This window comes from Nocardia sp. NPDC049737, from assembly GCF_040674755.1.
Taxonomy (GTDB): Bacteria; Actinomycetota; Actinomycetes; order Mycobacteriales; family Mycobacteriaceae; genus Nocardia.
In genome coordinates this window covers 1-17,224 of the sequence record NZ_JBFANH010000032.1, presented here as the reverse complement: position 1 = coordinate 17,224, position 17,224 = coordinate 1, and the positions used below count along the sequence as shown (strand labels likewise).

Annotated in this window: 15 protein-coding genes; 6 read left to right on the top strand and 9 right to left on the bottom strand. The window is 65.5% G+C overall.

Going from position 1 to position 17,224, the window contains the following annotated elements; all coding sequences use genetic code 11:
• Positions 1-97 precede the first annotated feature (97 nt).
• On the top strand, positions 98-808 hold the full coding sequence (locus AB0J47_RS33905; protein ID WP_364355669.1) for a methyltransferase domain-containing protein: 711 nt from the start codon (positions 98-100) through the stop codon (positions 806-808).
• A 74-nt stretch (positions 809-882) separates the two neighbouring features.
• On the opposite strand, the gene AB0J47_RS33900 is transcribed toward AB0J47_RS33905, so the two are convergent.
• The 5 genes from AB0J47_RS33900 to AB0J47_RS33880 all read right to left on the bottom strand — a co-directional run bounded on the left by AB0J47_RS33900 (position 883) and on the right by AB0J47_RS33880 (position 6,442).
• Entirely contained in the window at positions 883-1,428 is a 546-nt protein-coding gene (locus tag AB0J47_RS33900) for a DoxX family protein (protein WP_364355666.1), read from the bottom strand.
• 114 nt (positions 1,429-1,542) lie between these two features.
• Positions 1,543-2,904 carry an NCS2 family permease gene (locus AB0J47_RS33895; RefSeq protein WP_364355663.1) on the bottom strand — a complete coding sequence of 454 codons (1,362 nt, stop codon included), beginning with the start codon at positions 2,902-2,904 and terminating at the stop codon, positions 1,543-1,545.
• 221 nt (positions 2,905-3,125) lie between these two features.
• Complete coding sequence (gene glgP / locus AB0J47_RS33890; protein WP_364355660.1) at positions 3,126-5,696, bottom strand: alpha-glucan family phosphorylase; 2,571 nt, start codon at positions 5,694-5,696, stop codon at positions 3,126-3,128.
• A 114-nt stretch (positions 5,697-5,810) separates the two neighbouring features.
• Positions 5,811-6,185, bottom strand: coding sequence for a hypothetical protein (locus tag AB0J47_RS33885; protein WP_364355658.1), 375 nt, complete (start codon positions 6,183-6,185; stop codon positions 5,811-5,813).
• Positions 6,182-6,442: a hypothetical protein gene (locus AB0J47_RS33880; RefSeq protein WP_364355655.1), complete on the bottom strand. Its 261-nt coding sequence runs from the start codon at positions 6,440-6,442 to the stop codon at positions 6,182-6,184. The genes AB0J47_RS33885 and AB0J47_RS33880 overlap by 4 nt, the downstream gene beginning before the upstream one ends.
• Before the next feature lie 130 nt (positions 6,443-6,572).
• Between AB0J47_RS33880 and AB0J47_RS33875 the strand changes: the two genes are divergently transcribed.
• Genes AB0J47_RS33875 through glgB form a run of 3 tightly spaced genes read left to right on the top strand, consistent with a single transcriptional unit; the run spans position 6,573 to position 11,442 of the window.
• Complete coding sequence (locus tag AB0J47_RS33875) at positions 6,573-7,247, top strand: LysE family translocator (protein ID WP_364355652.1); 675 nt, start codon at positions 6,573-6,575, stop codon at positions 7,245-7,247.
• Positions 7,248-7,285: 38 nt separating this feature from the next.
• Positions 7,286-9,289, top strand: a complete 2,004-nt coding sequence (locus AB0J47_RS33870) for an alpha-1,4-glucan--maltose-1-phosphate maltosyltransferase (protein WP_364355649.1) — start codon at positions 7,286-7,288, stop codon at positions 9,287-9,289.
• Positions 9,286-11,442 carry a 1,4-alpha-glucan branching protein GlgB gene (gene glgB, locus AB0J47_RS33865; RefSeq protein WP_364355646.1) on the top strand — a complete coding sequence of 719 codons (2,157 nt, stop codon included), beginning with the start codon at positions 9,286-9,288 and terminating at the stop codon, positions 11,440-11,442. Before AB0J47_RS33870 ends, glgB begins: the two co-directional genes overlap by 4 nt.
• Before the next feature lie 175 nt (positions 11,443-11,617).
• On the opposite strand, the gene AB0J47_RS33860 is transcribed toward glgB, so the two are convergent.
• The 3 genes from AB0J47_RS33860 to AB0J47_RS33850 form a co-directional block, all read right to left on the bottom strand.
• Complete coding sequence (locus AB0J47_RS33860; RefSeq protein ID WP_364355848.1) at positions 11,618-12,466, bottom strand: tetratricopeptide repeat protein; 849 nt, start codon at positions 12,464-12,466, stop codon at positions 11,618-11,620.
• Positions 12,467-12,527: 61 nt separating this feature from the next.
• Positions 12,528-12,905, bottom strand: a complete 378-nt coding sequence (locus tag AB0J47_RS33855; protein ID WP_364355643.1) for a DUF3817 domain-containing protein — start codon at positions 12,903-12,905, stop codon at positions 12,528-12,530.
• Positions 12,906-12,994: 89 nt separating this feature from the next.
• Positions 12,995-14,173, bottom strand: a complete 1,179-nt coding sequence (locus AB0J47_RS33850; protein WP_364355640.1) for an acetyl-CoA C-acetyltransferase — start codon at positions 14,171-14,173, stop codon at positions 12,995-12,997.
• Between the two features lie 199 nt (positions 14,174-14,372).
• Between AB0J47_RS33850 and mce the strand changes: the two genes are divergently transcribed.
• The gene (gene mce, locus AB0J47_RS33845) at positions 14,373-14,846 is read left to right on the top strand and encodes a methylmalonyl-CoA epimerase (protein ID WP_364355637.1); all 474 of its coding nucleotides are present in this window, start codon (positions 14,373-14,375) and stop codon (positions 14,844-14,846) included.
• Between the two features lie 86 nt (positions 14,847-14,932).
• Positions 14,933-15,937 carry a hypothetical protein gene (locus AB0J47_RS33840; protein ID WP_364355634.1) on the top strand — a complete coding sequence of 335 codons (1,005 nt, stop codon included), beginning with the start codon at positions 14,933-14,935 and terminating at the stop codon, positions 15,935-15,937.
• Positions 15,938-16,476: 539 nt separating this feature from the next.
• Here AB0J47_RS33840 and AB0J47_RS33835 read toward each other — a convergent pair.
• Positions 16,477-16,887: a hypothetical protein gene (locus AB0J47_RS33835; protein WP_364355631.1), complete on the bottom strand. Its 411-nt coding sequence runs from the start codon at positions 16,885-16,887 to the stop codon at positions 16,477-16,479.
• Positions 16,888-17,224 lie beyond the last annotated feature (337 nt).

The window sequence follows — 17,224 nt, the reverse complement described above, 5'->3', positions numbered from 1 at the left end:
CCGGACGTATCGGCGATCCCCGCGCCAAGCCCTGCACGCGGCGCGGGGACACCACAAATCCCTGTCACCGCCGGTGCACCCGTGAGACCGTTTCCCAATGACGCACCAGCCAGATATCGGCACACTCGGCGAATTCTTGATCAGCGCAAGATCTTTGGATGAATACCGGGCAATCTTTGCACTCACCGAAGCCGACCTCGACGGACACATCCTCGACTGCCCAGGCGGCGCAGCAAGTTTCACCGCGCAGGCGTGTGAACTCGGGGCCACCGTCATCGCGGCGGATCCGATCTACGCCCAACCCGCGGAGCAACTGCGCACCCTCGCCGTCTCCGAAACCAATCGCGGAAACATCTGGGCAACAGCACATCTGGACCGCTACCGGTGGGATTTCTACGGCGATCCGCAACAGCACCGAGCAATCCGCCTGGCCGCGGCGGCCCGCTTCGGCGCCGACCTCACTGCTCATCGAGACCGATACGTCGCGGCTGTGTTGCCGTCACTTCCCTTTCCCGACAACAGCTTCGATCTGGCCCTGAGCTCACATCTGCTCTTCACCTACGCCGACCGACTCGATCCGGATTTCCATCTCGCATCCCTGCTCGAACTCTCCCGAGTGTCCGCGGGCGAGACTCGCCTCTATCCGCTCGTCGATCACACCGGCGCACGCCAAGACGATCTGGTCGCACATCTGCGAAAAGAATTGCACGACAAGGGAATCCGCTCGTCGCTCCGGGAGACGGCCTACGAGTTCCACCATGGAGCGACCACGGTTCTGGTCCTGCACCCGCACTCGGACGAAACGTGAAAACGGTTGCCAACCCAGATGAATTCGCGGCGCGGCGAGCACCCCCGGTCACCGCGCCGCGATCTGTTACGAGATCAGAGCGTCCACTTGAGGATCAAGGTGATGACAGCCGCGACCACGGCCACCGCGATGGCGGCACCACCCCAGACAATGCCCTGACGGTGCCACGGACGGCCGTGGTCGAGGGAGAACTTGCCGGGGCCGGTGAAAGCGACAGCCGCACCGACGGCGGCGAACAGCAAGGGCGTTTCGTAGCCCTTACCGGTCAACAGCCCCCCACCCCAGGTGGCATTGACCGCATTGATCATGGTGCCGAGCACGATGGCCGAGGCCAGCGGTGTCAGCAGGCCGAGCAGCAATAGAATGCCGCCGGTGAATTCGCTGAGTCCGGCGAGGGTGCCGAACAGTTTTCCAGGGTTGTAGCCCATGGAATCAAAGGCGGCGGCGTTGGCGCTCCAACCCATGCCGCTGAACCAGCCGAACAGTTTCTGAGCGCCGTGCGCCGCGAGCAGGCCGCCGAAGACGACGCGCAGCACCAGCAGGCCGATATCGGCGGCGGAGTTGTCGAGGGTCGCGCCACTCGGATTGGTGGAGCGTTCGAGTGTGCCGTTGGTATTCATGCTGGTCCTCATTCGCGCATCGGTTATGAACAAATGGCTTGTTTAGCCTCGGCAATGAAGCGGACTGCGGTCCGATTATCGCACAGAACGACCCAACCGCGCGATAGGCGCGACTTATTTCGCGAGGAAGAAGAAATATCCGAGGAACATCACCATCAGCGCCCACATCGCCGGATGCACCTCTTTGACTCGTCCCTTCGCGACCATGACGATCGGATAAAACAGCATGCCCATCGCCAGGCCATTCGCGATCGAGTAGGTCAGCGGCATCATGACGACGGTGATGAACGCCGGAATCGAGTACTCCAGACGGTTCCAGTCGATCTCGCCGAGCGCGCGGGCCATCAGCACGCCGACCACGATCAGCGCAGGCGCGGTAATGGCCGCCGAACCGGCGACCACGGCGAAGATCGGGTAGCAGAACATGGCGATCAGGAACCACCCCGCCGTGGTCACGGCAGTCATGCCGGTCCGTCCGCCCGCTGAGACACCCGCGGTCGATTCGACGTAGGCGGTGGTGGTCGAGGTGCCGATAACCGCACCCGCCATGGTGCCCACCGAATCCGCGGCGAGTGCGCTGGCCGCACGCGGCAGTTTGCCGTTCTTGTCGAGCAGTCCGGCCTGGTTGGCGACGCCGATCAGGGTGCCGGAGCAGTCGAAGAAGTCGACGAAGAGCATGGTGAGAATGACGACTGCCATCTGGCCGGTGAATGCATCGGGCAGGTGGATGATCGCCTGGCCGAAGGTGTGCTCGAGTCCCGTCGGCATCGCCACGACACCCGTGGGCAGATCGACTAAACCACTGATGACACCCACAATGGCCGTGAGCACGATGCCGTAGAGCACCGCGCCGTGCCAGCCGATGACCAGGAACACCACGGTCATCACGAGACCGAACAGTGCCAGCAGCGTGGTGCCCTTGGTGAAGTCGCCGAGGGTGACGAGGGTGGCCTCGCTATTGACCACGATGCCCGCGTTCTTCAGGCCGAGAAATGCCACGAACATGCCGATGCCCGCGCCGACGGCGAGCTTCATCTGCATCGGAATCGCGTTAAGGATGCGTTCGCGCACCTTGGTGATCGCGAGTACGAAGAAGATCACGCCGGACAGGAAGGTCCCCGACAGCGCCACCTGCCACGGGATTCCCATCCCGAGCACCACCGAATAGGCGAAGAAGGCATTCAGGCCCATGCCCGGTGCGAGCGCGATCGGATATCTGGCCCACACCCCCATGACCAGCGTGCCGAAGACCGCGGCGACGGCCGTCGCGGTGAAGACCGCCTGCATGGGAATGCCCTTGGCACCGAGCGTGCCCTCGTCGCCGAGAACCGATGGATTCACGGCGAGCACATAGGACATGGCGAGGAAGGTGATGGTTCCGGCCATCAGCTCGCGCTTCATGGTCGAACCGTTCGAACTGATGCCGAAGTACGCGTCGAGGCGTCCTCGGGTTCGCGTCAGAACGTCGGTGACCATGAGCTCTCCAGTCGAAAACAAGTACAGGGGTGCCAGGGCACGGTAGCCGACAATTCACTGCTCCCCAGAACCCGGCCCATCAGCAGGTAGAGGTTTCCGTGAGCAGCGTCACGGTCGCCATCTCAGACCCGCTCCCCTGGGACCTGAAAGGCCTGGTCCAACTCGCCGAGAGCTCGGAGTGGGTCCAGCATGCGACCCTTACACCAGCGCAGCGCGGTCGATTAGCCGTTCGGGGCGATTACCAGGCCCAGTTCGGCATCGCTGGCGAGTAATTCGTTGTGAGGGAGTACGCGGACTGTGTAGCCGACGGCGCCCGACAGGGGCACCGGGGTTTCGACGGTGAAACGGTCTACGCCGGAATCGGATCCGGTGTGGGTCATGGGGAAGGTGGTGGTGTCGGAGAGGTCGTCGGTCGGCGAGACGCGGCCCAGTACCGCTTGGACCGTGACGTCGCCGGGGGTGAGTCCGCCGAGGTCGATGCGGGCGGCGAGAGAGAGGTCGGCGCCGATGATCGGAGTGTCGGGCAGGCCCGCACTGTCGACCTGGATGATCTTGACCGAGGACCACGCGGCCTCGACTCGGCGGCGGTACTCCGAAACCGCTCGGGCATCAGCGAATTCGTCGGCGCTCGCGCGTCGACCGGCGGATGCGGCGCAAGTGTAGTACTCGACGGCATAGTCGCGAACCATGCGCGAGGCCAGCACCTTCGGGCCGAGCGTTTGCAGAGTGTGGCGCACCATCTCGACCCAGCGCACCGGCATATCCGAGCCGTCGCGGTCGTAGAAGCGCGGTGCGACGGTGCGTTCGAACAGGTCGTAGAGGGCGGCGGCCTCCAGGTCGTCGCGGCGGTGTTCATCGGAGACACCGTCGGCGGTCGGTATGGCCCAACCGTTTTCGCCGTCGTACATCTCATCCCACCAGCCGTCGCGGATGGAGAGGTTGAGTCCGCCGTTGAGCGCGGACTTCATACCGGAGGTGCCGCAGGCCTCCAGCGGACGCAGCGGATTGTTCAGCCAGACATCGCAACCCCAGTACAGGTAGCGAGCCATGGACATGTCGTAGTCGGGCAGGAAGGCGATGCGATGACGCACTTCCGGATCGTCGGCGAACCGCACGACCTGTTGAATCAGCGCCTTGCCGCCATCGTCGGCAGGGTGGCTTTTCCCCGCGACGACCAGTTGCATCGGCCGGTCGGGATCCAGCAGCAGCGCACGCAAGCGCTGCGGATCGCGCAGCATCAGGGTCAACCGCTTGTAGGTCGGCACCCGGCGCGCGAAACCGACGGTTAATACGTTCGGATCGAAAACGCTGTCGACCCAACCCAATTCAGCCGAAGCCGCACCGCGCTGCAACCAGGACGCGCGGACCCGCCGGCGCACCTCGGCAACGAGGATAGCGCGCAACGTATTCCGGGTCGACCACAATTCACCCAGGTCGAAGTCGCGCAGCTTCTCCCAGCCACGCGCCTCCTCGACCAGCTCCGGACCGATATGTTCGCGTGCCTTGTCGAACCATTCGCGCGCGGCCCAGGTCGGGGCGTGCACACCATTGGTGACCGATCCGATCGGCACCTCGGTCGCGTCGAAGCCGGGCCACAGCGGCGCGAACATCGCGCGACTCACCTCGCCGTGCAGTTTGGAAACACCATTGGCGCGCTGGGCGAGCCGCAAGCCCATATGCGCCATATTGAACACCGACGGGTCGGCCTCGCGACCGAGCGCGACGATCCGGTCGACGGAAAGCCCTGGCAGCATGGCGGATTCGGATTCGCCGTGGCCACCGCCGAAATACCTGCGCACCAACGGCATCGGGAACCGGTCGATACCCGCGGGCACCGGCGTATGCGTGGTGAACACGGTCGCGGCCCGCACCGCAGTGAGCGCGGTGTCGAAATCCAGTCCGGCCGAGACGAATTCGCGGATCCGCTCGACGCCGAGGAATCCGGCGTGGCCCTCGTTCATATGGAACACATCGGGATCCGGCACCCCCGCAGCTCGCGTATAGGCGCGCACCGCCCGCACCCCACCGATACCGGCCAGGATCTCCTGCTTGATTCGATGGTCCTGATCACCGCCGTAGAGCCGGTCGGTGACCGCGCGCAGTTCCGGATCGTTCTCGGCGATATCGGAATCCAGCAGCAGCAATGGCACCCGCCCGACCTGTGCTATCCATACCCGCGCCCGCAACACCCGCTGATCGGGCATGGCCACATGGATCAGCACCGGCGAACCTTCGGTGGTCAGCAGCCGCAATGGCAGCCCTTGCGGATCCAGCGCCGGATAGTGCTCGGACTGCCAACCGTCCGCGGTCAGCGACTGTCGGAAGTAGCCGGAGCGGTAGAGCAATCCGACGCCGATCAGCGGCAGCCCCAGATCCGATGCGGACTTCAGATGATCACCGGCGAGAATCCCGAGGCCACCCGAATAGTTCGGCAGTACCTCGGTGACGCCGAACTCCATCGAGAAGTAGGCGATACCGCGCACCGGTTCGTCGGTCTGCCGCTGGAACCAGCCCGGTCGCGTCAGATAGTCGCGCAGATCGGCGGCCGCGGCATCCACGCGCCCGACGTAGTCCGCGTCGGCGGCGAGCTCGTCCAACCGCGCCGCGGGGACCTCACCCAGCATCCGCACCGGATCGTGTCCGAGCTCGCGCCACAGCTCGGCGTCGAGTTCGGCGAACAGGTCCTGGGTAGGCCAATGCCACGACCAGCGCAGATTCGTGGAAAGTTCGCCCAGGGCCGCCAAACGCTCGGGCAGATGGGCACGGACGGTGAAACGACGGAGTGCCTTCACCTGCCGAACCCTACCGAATGCCGCGACACCTGGGGGCTCCAGCCGCCCAGGTCACCTGACCAGATCCGCCGCATCCGCGGTCACGGTCAATGGGAGGGCGGCAGACCCCGACCATCAGACCACATGCAGCCGCACCGCAGGGTCGAGGGCGGTGAGGTCGTCGGGGTCGGAGGTTACGACCATGATCGACTGCACGGCACGAGCAAGCACGATCACGTGTGCATCGACCACATCAGCAGTTCCAGTGACGGCCAGCAACGCGCCGACCGCGATGGCGTGGGTCTCGCTGAGTCCGGCGACGGTGACCGTATGCGCCTTCAAAAGGCACGAAATCGCATGCTGACGTGGGCTGTTCCGCCATGTCTGTGCCAGAACTGTTGCGGGGATGAGGATTTGGTAATTCCGCCGGGTAGCTTCTTGCAACACCGCGACTGCGCGGGAGTTGCGTTTTTCGAGGCCGATCAATGCTCCGGAGTCGAGCACAATCATGCAGCACCGCCGAGGTGGTCCGCCGCTGCGGCGGCCTCGGCAGCGTCAAGAGCAGCGCCGGCCTCTTCTCGGTCGGCGTCGGTGACTCCAGCCTCGGTGGCGAGTTCGGTGAGGATGGCCTCAGCGGCGGCCCAGTCGGGTTCCCGACGGGCCAGCGCGGCGAACCACGATGATACGGAGGACGCTAGTCCCGCTTCGACCGCGCGATCCGCTTTGGCAGCCAGGTCGTCGGGGATCGAGATTGTAATACGCGCCATGACCAGCATGATACTCAACAGTATGAACATTTCATACTGTTGAGTATCGGGCGGACGCGATGCCGTTGGCCCCGACGCCCAGACCGAATAATGGCTCGCGACCAACCCGGGCGGGTGAGAGCATCGCCTGATGCCGCACTGGATCGATGTGCTCCCCCAGTTCCTGCTGGCCTGCTTCATCCTGGCCGCACTGCCGGGACCGGCGACGGCGCTGTTCCTCCAACGCGCCGTGCGGGACGGTCGCGCGGCGGGCTTGGCGGCGGTGGCCGGGAACGAGATCGGGGTGTTCGGGTGGACGCTCGCCGGTGGCGCGGGTCTGTCGGTGCTGCTGGTCGCGAACCGGTTCATCAACACGACGGCGCACGTCATCGGGGCGTTGGTGTTGATCTGGCTCGGCGTGCAGGCTTGGCGCGGTGCCCGCGGTGGCGACGAATTCGGCAGCACGGCGTTTACCCGCCCCGCCGGCTCCCAACCCCGGGCGCCCAAGTTACTGCCGACCGGCCGTACCCCCGGTTCGGCCTTCCGCGCCTCGCTGATCTCGATCGCGGCGAATCCGAAGGCCGCCGTCTTCGGCCTGACGATCCTGCCGCAGTTCCTGCCGTCGAGCGGGCCGGTGCTGCCGACCGTGCTGATCCTGGCGGGCATCCAATTGGTCATCGATACCGCTTGGTGCATCGGCATCGTGTTGGCCGCCGACCACGCCGGGACCTGGCTGCGGCGAACCGGAATCCGCCAGCGGGTGCAGCGCGCGCTCGGCGCGATCCTGGTCGCACTCGGTCTCGGTCTGGCGGCCGACGCACGCTGATCCCGTCCAACCGCCCGGCACCCGGTAGGTTGGTCGACGTGACCGGCCGCATCGCAATCGATGACACCGCCCCTGCGATACCCGGCGGCCGCTCGGCCAAGGCCGTGGTCGGCGAGGTCTTTCCGGTGCGCACCGTGGTCTGGCGCGAGGGCCATGACGCCGTCTCCGCCACGCTCGCGGTGCGCGGCCCCGGCTCGTCGCGGATCACCCGCATTCGCATGACGCCGGACTACGAACCGGATGTCTTCAACGCCACCTTCGTACCCAACCTGCCCGGCACATGGACCTACCGCATCGAGGGCTGGAGCGATCCGATCGCCACCTGGCGGGCAGCGGTGGAGGCGAAACTCGCCGTCGGGCAGAGCGCCGCGGATCTCGCCAACGACCTCGAGCTAGGCGCCCGGCTGTTCGAGCGGGCCGCGCAGGCGGTGCCAAAGAAGCAGTTCGAGCGCTTGCGCGCCGCCGCGACGGCTTTGCGCACCGACGAACAGCTGCCCGCCCGGGTCGCCCCCGCCTTCAGTTCGGACGTCGCCGAAATTCTGCGCGATACGCCGTTGCGGGACATGGTCACTCGCGGCCCGCAGCACTCGATACTGGTGGAACGTCAACGCGCACTGTACGGCTCGTGGTACGAATTCTTCCCGCGCTCGACCGGCGGCCGCGATGCCGAGGGCAACCCGATCCACGGTAACTTCGCCACCGCCGCAAAGGAATTGCCGCGTATCGCGGGCATGGGCTTCGATGTGGTCTACCTGCCGCCGATCCACCCGATCGGTGAGATCAACCGCAAGGGCCGCAACAACACGCTCGCCGCCGAACCCGGTGATGTCGGATCTCCGTGGGCGATCGGGTCGAAGCAGGGCGGGCACGACGCAATCCATCCCGAACTCGGCAGCACCGCCGACTTCGCTGAATTCGTCGCCACCGCAACCCAACTCGGCCTCGAGGTAGCGCTCGACCTGGCACTGCAGTGTGCACCGGACCACCCGTGGGTCGCCGCGCACCCGGAGTGGTTCACCACCCTCCCGGACGGCACCATCGCCTACGCCGAGAATCCACCGAAGAAGTACCAGGACATCTACCCGGTCAACTTCGACAACGATCCGGACGGACTGTACGCGGAAGTGCTGCGCGTCGTCCGACACTGGATCGGCTTGGGCGTGAAAATCTTCCGCGTCGACAACCCGCACACCAAACCAGCCGACTTCTGGGAATGGCTGATCGCGACCGTGCGGCGCACCGATCCGGACGTGATCTTCCTGTCCGAGGCATTCACCCGACCGGCGCGGCTCTACGGACTGGCCCGCCGCGGATTCAGCCAGTCCTACACGTATTTCACCTGGCGCGTCGCGAAATGGGAGCTGACCGAATTCGGCAACGAACTGGCGGCCAAGGCCGACGAGGCCAGACCGAACCTGTTCGTCAATACCCCCGACATCCTGCACGAAAGCCTGCAGCACGGCGGTCCCGGCATGTTCGCCATCCGCGCGGCGCTGGCCGCGACCATGGCACCGACCTGGGGTGTCTACTCCGGATTCGAACTCTTCGAGCATCAGGCGGTGCGCCCGGGCAGCGAGGAATACCTGGATTCGGAGAAGTACGAGCTGCGCCCACGCCCGTTCGCCGAGGCGTTCGCGCGCGGAGAATCATTGGAGCCGTGGATCACTCGGCTCAACGAGATCCGCCGCGCGCATCCGGCACTGCAGCAATTGCGCTGCGTCCACTTCCATCACGTCGACAACGACGCGCTGCTGGCCTATTCGAAGGTCGATCCGGTCAGCGGTGACGCGGTGCTGGTCGTGGTGAATCTGAATCCCTATGGGGTCGAATGGGGCATGATCTCGCTCGACCTGCCCGCCATCGGCCGCGAATGGCACGACCATCCGGTGGTGTTCGACGAGGTCAGCGGCGAGGAATACCACTGGGCGCAGACCAATTACGTGCGCCTGGATCCGGCCCGCGCGGTCGCCCATATTCTGACGCTGCCCGCGGTATCACAGCAGGCGCGCGCGGAACTGGCCTTCCGGAGGACATTTCGATGAAACGCCGCGATCTGATGCTGCTCGCGGCGGGCACCCACGCCGATCCGCATACTGTGCTCGGCGCGCACCCCCACCCCGACGGCACGATCGTGCGAGTGTTGCGCCCGCACGCCGATACCGTGTTCGCCCGGGTCGGCGGCGTCGATCATCCGCTGAAGTCGTTGGGACACGGCATTTACGCAGGTGTCGTGCCGCATCAGGACCTGATGGACTATCGCATCGTCACCAATTACCAAGGCGGACAGACGATCATCAGTGCGGACGGCTACCGCTTTCTGCCCACCGTCGGTGAGCTGGATCTGCATCTCATCGGGGAGGGCCGTCACGAACACCTGTGGGAGGTGCTCGGCGCGCATCCGCGTCATTACACCACCCTCGACGGCGAGGTGGACGGGACGTCGTTCGCCGTCTGGGCACCGAATGCCCGTGGTGTCACCGTGATCGGCGATTTCGACGGTTGGAGCGGGAATACCGCACCGATGCGTTCGCTCGGATCCTCCGGGGTTTGGGAGGTTTTCGTGCCGGGGGTCGGCGTCGGCACCAAGTACAAGTTCCGGCTGCACGGCGCGGATGGACGCACCGTGGATCATGCGGATCCGCTGGCCTTCGCGACGGAGCTGCCACCCGCGACGGCATCGGTGGTCACCGAAAGCAATTACGTGTGGTCCGATGGGGATTGGGTCGCGGCCCGCGAACGCACCGACCCGACCCGCGCCCCGATGAGCGTCTACGAAGTGCACCTGGGCTCCTGGCGTCCCGGCCTCGGCTACCGCGAATTGGCTGACCAGCTAGCCGATTACGTACGCTCGGCCGGATTCACCCATATCGAACTGCTGCCGATCGCCGAGCATCCGTTCGGCGGCTCCTGGGGCTATCAGGTCACGTCGTATTACGCGCCGACCGCCCGTTTCGGCTCCCCCGACGATTTCCGCGCCTTCGTCGACCGCATGCACGCGGCAGGCATCGGCGTACTGCTGGACTGGGTGCCCGCGCACTTCCCCCGCGACGAATGGGCGCTGGCACGCTTCGACGGCACCGCGCTCTACGAGCACGCCGACCCGCGTCGCGGCGAGCAACTCGACTGGGGCACCTATATTTTCGACTTCGGCCGCAATGAGGTGCGCAACTTCCTGGTCGCCAATGCGCGGTACTGGATCGAAGAATTCCATATCGACGGACTGCGCGTCGATGCGGTCGCGTCCATGCTGTACCTGGATTACTCACGCGCCGAAGGCGAATGGGAACCCAATGTGCACGGCGGTCGGGAGAATCTGGAGGCCGTCGACTTCCTGCAGGACCTCAACGAAACCGTGCACCGCCACCATCCCGGCGTCGTCACCATCGCCGAGGAATCCACCACCTGGCCGGGTGTTACCCGCGGCGCCGATGTCGGCGGTCTCGGGTTCACCATGAAGTGGAATATGGGCTGGATGCACGACACCCTGGGCTATCTGGGGCGCGATCCGATCCACCGCTCCTGGCACCACAACGAGATCACCTTCTCGCTGGTATACGCGTGGAGCGAGAACTACGTGTTGCCCATCAGCCACGACGAGGTCGTGCACGGCAAGGGCACCCTGTGGACCAGAATGCCCGGCGACGACTTCGCCAAGGCGGCGGGCGTGCGCGCACTACTGGCCTACATGTGGTCGCATCCCGGTAAGCAATTGCTGTTCATGGGCCAGGATTTCGGCCAGTTCCGGGAATGGTCACACGATCGCGGCTTGGACTGGCGCGAACTGGAAAACCCACTGCACCAGGGCATTACGGCCGCCGTCCGAGATCTCAACGCGGTCTACCGCGCCCATCCCGCGCTGTGGAGTCAGGACACCAGCCCCGGCGGCTACTCCTGGGTCCAGGCCGACGATCGCGAAAACAATGTGATCGCCTTCCTGCGCTATGGCTCCGACGGTTCGGTCATCGCCTGCGTCTTCAACTTCTCCGGCTCGGTGCACGGCGAATACCGCGTCGGCTTGCCGAGCGCCGGCACCTGGCGCGAAATCCTCAATACCGACGCCGTCGAATACGGCGGCTCGGGCATCGGAAACCTGGGCGGTGTCAAGGCGACCGATGCGCCATGGCACGGTCGACCGGCTTCGGCCACCGTAGCGCTGGCCCCGAACACCGCGATCTGGCTCGCACCGGAGAAATAAGCCACCAGCAGTGTTCAGCTGCGCCAGTCCCCACAACGTTCGCTACCCAGCAGCGCGATTGCGTTGCCAATAACCGCGCCCGGCAATCGACCGCGCCGATGCGATCGGCGGATAGGTCCGGCGACCGCATGGGCGCACACTATCCGCCCATGCCATGCGCGCCGCGGCGGCTGGGTCAGTACAGTGCGGCAGCCAGCTTGCGGCGCGCGGCAACCACGAAAGGCTCTGCCGGGTCGAACAATTCGAAGAGTTCGAGCAGCCGGGTGCGGGCCTTGGTTCGATCATCACCCGCCGTCTTCTTGATCACCGCGATCAACCGGTCGAACGAGGCCTCGGGCTGCTGCCTCAGCATTTCGACATCGGCGGCCTCCAGAGCCGCGTCGACATTCGCCGGATCGGCATCGGCAGTGGCGATCGCGGAGTCCGAAATGGCCTGCGCACGGGACAGGAAGCGCAACTGACGCAGTGCGCTCTTCGCCTCCTCATTGCCCGGCTCGGCAGCGATGATCGCCTCATAGGCCGCTTCGGCACCGGCCAAGTCGCCCCGCTCGAGCGCGGCCTCTGCGGCGGTGAAACGCGGGTCCTCGACCGCCTGGGGCTGCTCACCGCCCTCGAGCTGACCCCCGACCGCATCGACGACCGCGCTCAACCACTGCCGGACCTGCGGCTCCGGCTGGGCGCCCTCGAAATCCGCGAGCGGCCGACCACCGGCCACCGCGATCACCGTCGGAATGCCCTTCACACCGAACGCCTGCGCGATCCGCATATTGGCCTCTGCCTCGACTGTCGCCAGATCCCACGCGCCCGCGCCCTCCTGGACGAGCCGCTCCAGCGTCTGGACCAGTTCGACGCTGCCCGGGCTGCGCTGCGAATACAGCGCAACGACCACCGGCACCTGAGTGGACCGGCGCAGCACCTTCGTTTCGAAATCCGCCTCGGAGACGGCGTAGTCGCCGCCGCCGCCCGCACCCGACGCACCGGCCGGGGGCTGCTTCAGGCTGGACAGATCCACCGCACCGGACATGGCGGCGGCGACGGCTGGCGAGGGGCGGCGGGCAGCAGGTCGAGTCACGGTTTCCAGTTTGTCACGGCGTCACCGACGCCGGGGCTCCGGTGTCGACGGAACTGGTGTCGCTCAGCTCACCGAGCTTGCCCGCGCGCACGGCCCACACCTCGAAGAGCACGGTGAAGAACGGCGGAATGCTGGACAGCAGCGCCAGCACCGTGGTCTTGGTGTTCCAGGCCAGCTCACGGGCCGCGAGAATCGCGGTGATGACGAACAGGATGAAGATGATGCCGTGCGTCATCCCGAACACTTTGACCGGCCACAGCACCGGGTCGGGGAGTCGCTTGAACACCATGCCGACGATCAGGAAGACCCAGGAGATCGCCTCCAGCACGGCGATGAAGCGGAACCGCTTGGCCACGGTGCTCAAGTCGAAGAAATTGCCCATGGCCACCATTGTGCCGGACTGCTACGACGGGTCGTAGTTGAACCGGTCACACCCGAACTCCGCCGACCCGGTATACGCCGGGCCGACGGAGGCGAGAACTACACCTTGATGATCAGCGCGTCGCCCTGACCGCCGCCGCCGCAGAGCGCGGCCGCACCGATACCGCCACCGCGCCGCTTCAGCTCCAGCGCCAGATGCAGCAGGATGCGCGCACCGGACATGCCGAGCGGGTGCCCGATGGCGATCGCGCCACCATTGACGTTCACCTTCTCCGGATCGATGCCCAACTTGCGAGTGGACGCGATGCCGACCGCCGCAAACGCCTCGTTGATCTCCACCAGATCCAGCTCGGCGGGCGAAATGCCTTCGCGCGCACAGGCCTTGGCGATCGCATTGGCAGGCTGATCCTGCAGCGTCGAATCCGGACCGGCCACCACGCCCGCGGCGCCGATCTCGGCGATCCAGCTCAGGCCGAGCGACTGCGCCTTCTCCTTGCTCATCACGACCACCGCGGCCGCGCCGTCGGAGATCTGCGAGGCGGTCCCCGCGGTGATGCTGCCGTCCTTGCGGAAGGCCGGGCGCAGCTTGGCCAGCGATTCGGCGGTGGTGTCCGCGCGGATGCCCTCGTCGGTGCTCACCACGATCGGATCGCCCTTGCGCTGCGGCACCGAGACCGGGACCACCTCGTCATCGAAGACGCCGTTCTTCCACGCCGCCGCCGCACGCTGATGCGAGGCCGCCGCGAACGCGTCCTGATCCTCCCGGCTGACCGGCTCGGCGTCGTTGCGCTGTTCGGTCAGCGCACCCATCGGCTGGTCGGTGAAGATATCGTGCAGACCGTCGAAGGCCATGCTGTCGCGCAGCGTCACATCGCCGTATTTGTAACCCTCCCTGCTCCTTTCGAGCAGATGCGGGGCCTGGCTCATGGACTCCTGACCGCCCGCGACGACGATCTCGTACTCGCCGGCGCGGATGAGCTGGTCCGCGAGCGCGATCGCGTTGATACCCGACAGGCACACCTTGTTCACCGTCAGCGCGGGCACATCCATCGGAATGCCCGCCGCTACGGCCGCCTGCCGGGCCGGGATCTGTCCCGCACCGGCGGTCAGCACCTGGCCCATGATCACGTAGTCGACCTGCTCCGGCGCGACGCCAGCCTTCTCCAGCGCGGCCTTGATGGCGAAACCGCCCAGGTCGGAACCGGTGAAGTCCTTCAGACCCCCGAGTAGCCGACCGACCGGGGTACGCGCACCGGAGACGATCACGGTTGTGGTCACGACGAGCCTCGCATTCATTGATCGGAACAGCGTCGCGCACCGAAGCACTCGCGACGTCAACCTCTGTACTCAACGGTAGCTTGTCCTACTCGAACGCCCCCTACCAGGTACGCGGCGCCCTCGCCTACGCTCGGCCAAGCGCAAGGGACTAATGACGGCCTCCGGCCGGCTGTGTCAGATCAGGCGCTACGTTCGAGGGGTGAGCAACGTTATCGACCCGTCGAATTTCATCCCCGGCGACTACGTCATCGCCGTCGACCACGTGGGCATCGCCGTACCCGACTTGGATGCCGCAATTGCCTGGTATGCCGACAATCTCGGCATGATCGAGACCCATCGGGAGGTGAACGAGGCCCAAGGTGTGCACGAGGCGATGCTGTCTTTGCCCGGCGCACCGGACGGCGCGACTGCCCTGCAGTTGCTGGCGCCACTGAACGCGGAGTCCACCATCGCCAAGTTCATCGAACGCAGCGGTCCGGGCCTGCAGCAACTCGCCTATCGCGTCACCGATATAGTGGCCGTTTCCACGTATCTTCGTGATCGAGGTCTGCGTTTGCTGTACGAGGCCCCGCGTCACGGAACCGCCGATTCTCGCATCAATTTCATTCACCCGAAGGATGCTGGCGGTGTGCTGATCGAGTTGGTCGAGCCGAACGCGAATGTTACGCACTAGTATCAAGATCGAGGCCGAAAATCTCGTCCCGATCACATTCGCGGTCGAGTCACCATGAGGTGCAAGTAGGCTGTAGTTTGTGTGCCATGTCGTCACCTGAGTCCGATCGCAATCGCTTCGTTGCACTGCCCTTCACCGTTGTGCGCAAGGGTTATGCGCAAGACGAGGTACGCAACTACTTCGACCGTTTCGATGCCGAGTTAAGGGTCACCGCCACAGATCGGGATGCCGCTGCGGCGCAAGCCCGTAACCTCGCCAGCCAGCTGGAGGACGCGCGGGACGAGATCGACGAACTCCGTAAGGAAGTTGATCGCCTTTCGGTTCCGCCAACCACCGCGGAAGGCATGTCCGACCGCATCTCTCGGATGCTGCGACTGGCTTCCGACGAGGCTTCCGAAGTCCGCGCGCTCGCGCAGGCCGAGGCGGCGGAAATGGTGTCGATCGCCGAGCAGCAGGCCACCGAAATGCGTGGTAAGTACGAATCGCTGCTCGCCGAGACCAAGGAGAAGCGCGAGGCGCTCGAGATCGAATTCGAGCAGACCCTGGCGAATGCGCGTACCGAGTCCGCCAAGATCATCGAGGCCGCTCAGGCCGAGGCCGACCGCCTCGGCAAGGAAGCCGATGCCAAGCGCAAGGCGACCCAGCAGGACTTCGAGGCCACCATGGCGGAGCGTCGCACCAAGCTCACCCGCGCCATGGAGGAGCTCGAGGCCACCAGCCGCGCCGAGGCCGCCCAGCGGATCAAGGACGCGACCGACGAGTCCAACCGCCTCATCACCTCCGCCACTCAGACCTCCGAGCGCAAGATCGCGCACGCGAAGGAACTCGCCGAGGAGATGCGCGTGCTGCGCGGCCGAGTGCTCGCCCAGCTGCTCGGCATCCGCGGCCAGCTCGACTCCGTGCCCGCCATGCTCGCGGCCGTCAACCGGGAAAGCGAACTCCTGGACGGTGTTCCGGATCAGCGCAAGTCCATCGGCGGCGGCACCAAGTCGGTCACCGGCGGTTCGCGCACCAAGGCCATCCCCGAGGTCTCGACCGAGGAAGACGACATCGACGCCGACGAGCGCGAGAACGCCGAAATCAGCAACTGACAACGGCGGGCTGAGCGGCGACAAACGCAACACCCCAACCGAATTCATACCAAGGCCGCCCCACACCCGGGGCGGCCTTCCTAATGTCCGGACATCGCCCGTACGGGGACACACACCGCCACAACAATATTCCGCCCCCACCGAGACCCCAGCGCCCCTGGAACATTCGGCCCGCACTTCCGCATCTACCGAGAGATTCTCCGGCGCAAAACCCCATATCTCGCAGCAGATACCTCTCGGCGTTCGAGTAACCGGTTTCGACGTCCGCACTTCCGATTCTCACGCGCACGTCGGCGGTCGCGAAGCCGACGCATCCTCGATGCCTCGGCGCTGGTCCCGCGCGGCTTGGCGTAATGCGCTATCCGTCAAGCCACTGTCTCCCGAAGATCCTCAGCCCCAAGAGAATCCACAGAACCCGCAGCCGGTATCTCTGACCCGACAGCTACCGCGCCCGACCCCGCCAGAAGATCTGACCCGAATTCACCCACGCCGAGACCACGCTTCGACCTCGGGCGCGCTCCCGCTCCGCAGGTGAGTGTTCAGCCTGCCGCTGGCAACCGAGCCCTTGGTGTCGAGGCTCTTCGAATACCCTGCGCTTGATCACCAGGCCGATACTCGAGCCGATCAGCCGGATCCTTCGGCGCATACTCCGGCCGCAGCTCGGCGACCTTCTTACGAAACCACGACCGCGACCCCGACCAGCCCACCCGCTCGGCGATCACCGCCGCCGGCATCACCAGGAACTCCACCAACAATGCCCGCACCAGCGCCTCGAACTCATCGAACGCCGACGGACCCGCCGCTCGCTGACACGGCGGCGGGAACTCCGACTTGATCGCCCACGAAACCGTATCCCGCGAAATGCTCAACTCGGTCGCGATCGCCCGCCTCGACAGGCCCTCCCCCGCATGGAGATGCCTGATCTGCGCCCAATCCTGCACTGAGATCACCCTTCCGATCGTGGATAGGTGGCCGATTTTCGAAGAGCGCTAGTGGCCAGATTTTCGGATCTGTCCCACTTTCCGTGATCAACCCATCGCTCGAACTGCGAACGGGGACTCGGCAATTGATCATGGTGTCGGTGCTCTGATCTTGGACCGGTGGCGGTCCTACGCCGCAACCAGGACGCGGTCACCACAGGGCTGAGCTGTCCTGGAACAGCGGCCCCTCGAAGGCCACAACAACCCGGATCATTCTGTGGAATCTGAAAAGTCAAGCCGGTGACCGTTGTCCGTGGCGGACGCCAACGATCGGCAGCTGGATGCCGATCGCGGTGCCGGCCCGGGG